At 29.1% G+C, this 5,430-nt stretch carries 9 protein-coding genes; all 9 read right to left on the reverse strand.

Annotated features, from left to right (window positions below):
• Nucleotides 1–161 precede the first annotated feature (161 nt).
• Nucleotides 162–662, reverse strand: coding sequence for a hypothetical protein (locus tag ADIWIN_RS05810; RefSeq protein ID WP_020897382.1), 501 nt, complete (start codon nt 660–662; stop codon nt 162–164).
• Between the two features lie 203 nt (nt 663–865).
• Nucleotides 866–1,327, reverse strand: coding sequence for a peptidase associated/transthyretin-like domain-containing protein (locus ADIWIN_RS05815; protein ID WP_020897383.1), 462 nt, complete (start codon nt 1,325–1,327; stop codon nt 866–868).
• Between the two features lie 181 nt (nt 1,328–1,508).
• Nucleotides 1,509–2,123 carry a hypothetical protein gene (locus ADIWIN_RS05820; protein ID WP_020897384.1) on the reverse strand — a complete coding sequence of 205 codons (615 nt, stop codon included), beginning with the start codon at nt 2,121–2,123 and terminating at the stop codon, nt 1,509–1,511.
• A gap of 132 nt (nt 2,124–2,255) precedes the next feature.
• Nucleotides 2,256–2,780, reverse strand: a complete 525-nt coding sequence (locus tag ADIWIN_RS05825; protein ID WP_020897385.1) for a hypothetical protein — start codon at nt 2,778–2,780, stop codon at nt 2,256–2,258.
• Between the two features lie 147 nt (nt 2,781–2,927).
• Nucleotides 2,928–3,635 carry a hypothetical protein gene (locus ADIWIN_RS05830; protein WP_020897386.1) on the reverse strand — a complete coding sequence of 236 codons (708 nt, stop codon included), beginning with the start codon at nt 3,633–3,635 and terminating at the stop codon, nt 2,928–2,930.
• A 145-nt stretch (nt 3,636–3,780) separates the two neighbouring features.
• Nucleotides 3,781–4,002 (reverse strand): hypothetical protein, encoded by a 222-nt coding sequence (locus ADIWIN_RS05835; protein ID WP_020897387.1) that lies wholly within the window; start codon nt 4,000–4,002, stop codon nt 3,781–3,783.
• 3 nt (nt 4,003–4,005) lie between these two features.
• Entirely contained in the window at nt 4,006–4,569 is a 564-nt protein-coding gene (locus ADIWIN_RS05840; RefSeq protein ID WP_020897388.1) for a hypothetical protein, read from the reverse strand.
• 149 nt (nt 4,570–4,718) lie between these two features.
• Nucleotides 4,719–5,060 (reverse strand): hypothetical protein, encoded by a 342-nt coding sequence (locus ADIWIN_RS05845; RefSeq protein WP_020897389.1) that lies wholly within the window; start codon nt 5,058–5,060, stop codon nt 4,719–4,721.
• Nucleotides 5,057–5,401, reverse strand: coding sequence for a hypothetical protein (locus ADIWIN_RS05850; RefSeq protein ID WP_020897390.1), 345 nt, complete (start codon nt 5,399–5,401; stop codon nt 5,057–5,059). Before ADIWIN_RS05850 ends, ADIWIN_RS05845 begins: the two co-directional genes overlap by 4 nt.
• Nucleotides 5,402–5,430 lie beyond the last annotated feature (29 nt).

A 5,430-nucleotide genomic window follows, 5' to 3' on the forward strand; every position in this document is an offset into this window, starting at 1 on the left:
TTTGTCAAATTGTTTACAACGGTTTTGTGTATGATTAGTGGCGTGTTTAAGCATCTAATTTAGCAAATAAAAACCGAGAGGATTTTCGTAAGTAGGCCAGAACCAGCCATTAATTATACACGGTGTTGCCATTTCGTTTTTATTAAAATTCACGTAATTAATTATTTAATATTAGTTTTTGTAGTGTAATTGGAATTATATTCCGACTGTTTAATCTTGTTTATAAATAATTGCATTTCTTTTGTTAAAGGTAATTTTTCCTGTGTTTCCCAAAAATCATTTCTGTATTTGAATTTTAAATCAAATAAACTTTTATCATGGTTTACATTATCTTTAACCTTCACTGAAGAATTAATTGGCTCAGCGAAATAGATATAACTTACTTCTATGGTATCTTTTTGTCCATCGTATATATTTTCAGTTTTAAAATTCACAATTTTTTTATTTATCTGCAATTTATTATTTGCGATATTTTTTTTATAATAGGTGTCTATGTTTTGACTTAGACCTCTAAATTTGCAATCTTCATCTATTATTATATAATTATTATCAGTCCAGAAAAAAGAGATATTTGTTCTTTCAAAATTTTTATTATCATTGTTAATTATGTAATAGCCTTTAATATCTGAACCAGGAATATCCTTTTTTAGCGTAGCGTTCATTTTTGTGTATGAACTATCCTTAAGAGTACTATAGTTGAAATTAAAATTTTTTGAAACTAATAGGTTTGTACTATTATGACTATAGAAAAAATTGTTTATACTTGATAAGATAGAAAACCTATAGTCTTTCTTTAGAGCATATGCTTTACGATAATTATCAATTTCAACAGACAGATTATCTTTTGATGATTTATCCTTTATTTTTAAACCCCCTTGTTTTTAATTTTACCGCTTAAATCAGCTATTTTAATTATTTCATTATTTTTTCTTATGATCGTTCTTAGAAAAAACTTTTCCACATGAGGTTCAACTGTGTAATCTGTTTTTTTAGACTTTATAATACTTTCATATATGTTGTTTGAGTGTATAACTACTTCATCTAGCAAAAAAGCTTTTGATTTTACGAAGATTGTATCATTTTTAATTTCACTTAGTTTAAAACTTAATTTTTCGTAGCCGAGCATATTAAATATTACACTATCATTGTCGGTTATGATATTAAATAAGCCATCTTCATTAGAAATAGAGTAGTTATCATTATTGCTTATTGTTGCGAATTGAACAGGACAATTACAACTATTGTCCCAAAGAGTTTTTTTATATTGTTTTTGACAAAATGCAGTTATACAAGTGAAATAAAGAAAGAGTAATGTTATTTTTTTCATATAGAATTTATGATTTTGTGTTGACTGTGCCCGTAAATGAATGGCAACGTGTTTGTATATGGTTTGTTGCGTGGTTTAAGCACCTAATTTAGCAAATAAAAACCGAATAGAAAATCCGCGAGGATTTTCGTAAGTAGGCTAGAACCAGCAATAAATTATATACGGTGTTGCCATACGTTTTTTATCCTTTTTTCATTATCAGCATACTGTACGAATAACGTCCATTCGGTAGTCGGTTTAAAAAGTTTTGAAATTGTTCTTTCAAATCAAATTCTTTGTTGATTATCGAAATCAGTTTTCTTGCTTTTATAACTTCAGCTGGTAATTTTACTTTATTTTGATTGTAATAATAGTCAGATTCTAACTCCCAATAAGATGCATTATTTATTTCTCCATCTTTAATTGCTTTAAAAAAAGTCGTTGTTCCATCTAATCCGCTTATGCAATTCTCGACTTCGTTACAATCTTTTAGGGTTTCAAATCCGTTGCTATTCAATTCCGAAATTAGTTTTTTTACAGTCGAATTTGGAATAGTGATTTTTTGGACGATGCTATCTTTTCGGATTTCTTTTCGGTTGGTTTTCCATACCAATTGAGTTAGAGTTCCATTAAATACTCCATTTTTGAATTCAATCAGTTCCACATTTTGATAGTCCTCAACTTGAACTTGATAAATTCGGTCGTGCAATTTTGAGTCAAATTCTGTTAATCCAAATCGTATTTCAGATTCGGTTTGAGAGAAGCAGAAATTAAATCCAATTCCGAAAAATATTAATATGTAAAGTGATTTTTTCAAATGTATGGCAACGTTTATGTATAAGAATAGTTGCGGTTTTGTGTGCGAGGATTTTCCGCAGGAAAATCAGACGTAACAAAATTGCAACGACCTTTGGTTAAGCACTAATTTAGCAATTATTTTTATACGGTGTTACCACCAGTTTTTTATTTGATTCAACGTTCCGATTATCAGTCCGACAATTCCTCCGTAATATGAAAAATTATGGATTTTCGAAACTTTATTAAATTCCGCTTTATGTTCAATTTCAAATGGGAAATTATAATTTGTAATAATTTCCGATGGATTTAATTCCGCAATTCCATATCCAACAAATCCGAACAGAATTGTAATTCCGATTACGATTAGAATTGATTTCAGCGTTTTATTCAGTAAATTTTTTCCGTCGCTGTATTTCATTCCGACAATTCCGAGAATCAGTCCAGTTAAAAGACCAAACCACCAAGTTGAGAAAAATCCAACCCAAACGAGAGCAAAAGTCCAATTTCCACCAAATTCTCTTGAATAATCATCTAAAATTCCAAAATTGAAAAAAGTCAGTTTTGTGTAAAATTCAGGTGAAATTTTTGAAGTAATAAAATCGTGCGTAATTCCATAAATCACACTTAAGATTATTGAAATGACTATGATTAATATTAAAGTTCCGGTTTTTTTCAAATTGGTGGTAACGTGTTTGTGTATGGTTAGTTGCGTGGTTTAGCAACTAATTTAGTAAACTTTTACGAACCTGAGAATATTCCGAAGGAATATTCCAGATGAGCAGGAACAAAGCAATTAATTATACACGGTGTTGTAAAACGTTTTTTAATTTTGATATGATTTTAATTTTCCATTTTCAAAATACAAGAACAAATTATCATAAACCCATTGTTCATGAACTCCCCAAGACCCAACAGTTCTATTTATGTCGTTTGGACTGCCTAAAGATATTGTAGCCATTTCTCTATTCATTCCAATCCAATAATATCCTTGCTTTAGTTCATTATAAACTTTTTGACCGTATTTTTTTATGTATTTCTTTTCTAATTTAGCATATTCTGCTCTTTGATTTTTGAGTTTTTGTTCTTTTTCTAAACGTTTTAATTCATCTTCTTCAGTCTCTTTTGCTTTTATAAATTCTTTTATTCTGTCATTTTTTTTAATCCACAAATCACTCATATATCCACAAATAGAATCAGTGCAAACTCCAAAATAGTCGTCTTTATAGTCTAGTATAACAACTTCTTTATCTTCAATTAAGGTTGTAATTAATTTACCATAAGGACCTGCAGAATTTCTTAACTTTGCACCGCTTGTGACCGTTGCTTTTAAAGTCGAATCAGTAACCATTTTTTGAATTTCTTTAGACTTAATTTTATTTATTTTTAATTCAATGTTTTTAATCGAATCGGTCAGATTCTTAATCTGATTTAGAATCTCTTTTTTTTGGTTTTCTAATTCTGTTATTTCAGTTTGCTGAGTAAAACTTTTTAATGAAAAGAAAATTATTATCAGAAAAATATATGTTTTCATATTAGTGTTAAATGTTTTACAACGTGATTGTGTATGGTTAGTTGCGTGGTTAAGCAACTAAGTTAGCAAACTTTTACGAACCCGTGAAAATTCCGCAGGAATTTTCGCAAGTAGGTAAGAACATAGCAATTAATTATACACGGTGTTACCCAACGTTTTTTTCTTCAAATTTTTTACTCATAAATCTAAAAATCAATAATGCTGGAATTAAAATTCCATATAAGATTAATGCACCATTCCAATCAATATCTTTTTTCATTCCGATATATGAAATTAGCATAAGAGTTGCAACAAAAAAAGCAAGCAAAGTAACTCCATAGAAATATTTAAAGCCTTTAGCAAGAAGTGATTTTAATTCAGGATTCATTTTTTATCCAGTGTTTTTATTCTGCATTTTCTTTTTTCGGTCATATTTTATTTTCCAAGTATGGTATTTTAATTTGCCTATAAATTTATTCCATTCGTGTCTTATTCCACCCAATTCCCAATTGACGTCAAAAGTTTTTTGTTTTTCAGTTGAGTTTGGTTTTTTCGCAACGTAATTTGGAACTGCAACTTTACAATGCAACATTGGTTCATTATTGATTATCGTTGGATAAAAATCAGCTGTATGAGAGGTTTTTAAAAAGTATCTAATTTCTATTATTGTTTTATTCGACAGCGATTTATAAATGTATAAATTTATGTCATAAAGATTTTCAAAAATCGTAGTCAATTCAGACACAATTCCGCTCAACGTTTTTGGAACTTTTTTGTCATTAATTTTTTTTCTAATTTTCGCTTGTTCAAAAAAGTTTTTTCCGATACTTTCATCAATTTCCGACATAATATATACGCAATTTCTCGATATTTTATTCCAACAAATATCGGTTGCCATATCTATCAAACTTGATGTTGCTTCTTGGATTTTATTTTCGAGTTCTGCTTTTTTCAAATGTTGGGTAACGTTGTTGTGTATGATTTCGTTGCGTGTTTAAGCACTAAAGTTAGCAAATAAATCACAGATAGAAAGTCCGCGAGGACTTTCGTAAGTAAGCTATAACTAGCAATGAATTATACACGGTGTTGTAAATAGTACTTTTTTCAATTCAGTTCAAATATTGGTTTGTCAATTCCTCTGCTGTAATAAATATATTTGTCAATATTCAAATTGCTAAATATTCTATTTTCATAAATTTCGTTTAATAATTCGATTCCGATTTTATCCAATTTTTCGGTATGTTGTTGTTTAGACTCAAGTTCTTTTAAACTCATTCCAGTATATGGATAATAATCTTCGTACCATTTTTTCAGCCGAGAGAGAAAGTCAGTCGGAATCTTTGATTGGTCAATTTCAATCATATAATCTCCGTTTTCCAGAATTAAAATTCCAAAACATTTTGCAAATGGTTCTGCCGCTAAAGTCAATTTAATTTCTTCTTTCATTTTGCAGCCATTAATTTTCCATATATTTTTTCTCGTTCGGATTCAGTTTTTGTGTTGTCGAATAAGTCAAATGTTCCGAACCAATATAGTCTTTCATTCATTGTCATTCCACCAATTCCATCAATTGCAGATTTTTTAAATTCAATCCACATTCCATAAATTTTATCAAAGTCCGTTTGCTTATTAATCCAAGTGTTTCCAAGAAAACGTTCGATATTTTCTCCTAATTCAATCGCATTTCTTTCGTCAGTTTTCCAACTTTCTAAATTATCAGCTAGTTTTTGAATGGAATCTTCTTTTGAAATTTTCCTAATGTTATTTGCTAACTCGTCTAAATTCATTTTTTGCGGTCAGTTTGGGTATTATTTAC

Origin of the sequence: Winogradskyella psychrotolerans RS-3 (genome assembly GCF_000427335.1) — a bacterium.
Taxonomy (GTDB): domain Bacteria; phylum Bacteroidota; class Bacteroidia; order Flavobacteriales; family Flavobacteriaceae; genus Winogradskyella; species Winogradskyella psychrotolerans.

What these genes read in the sequence shown, in the direction of transcription:
- ADIWIN_RS05810 (WP_020897382.1), bottom strand. Translation starts at nt 662, where the DNA reads ATGAACGCTACGCTAAAAAAGGATATTCCTGGTTCAGATATTAAAGGC.
- ADIWIN_RS05815 (WP_020897383.1), bottom strand. Translation starts at nt 1,327, where the DNA reads ATGAAAAAAATAACATTACTCTTTCTTTATTTCACTTGTATAACTGCA.
- ADIWIN_RS05830 (WP_020897386.1), bottom strand. Translation starts at nt 3,635, where the DNA reads ATGAAAACATATATTTTTCTGATAATAATTTTCTTTTCATTAAAAAGT.
- ADIWIN_RS05835 (WP_020897387.1), bottom strand. Translation starts at nt 4,002, where the DNA reads ATGAATCCTGAATTAAAATCACTTCTTGCTAAAGGCTTTAAATATTTC.
- ADIWIN_RS05845 (WP_020897389.1), bottom strand. Translation starts at nt 5,060, where the DNA reads ATGAAAGAAGAAATTAAATTGACTTTAGCGGCAGAACCATTTGCAAAA.
- ADIWIN_RS05850 (WP_020897390.1), bottom strand. Translation starts at nt 5,401, where the DNA reads ATGAATTTAGACGAGTTAGCAAATAACATTAGGAAAATTTCAAAAGAA.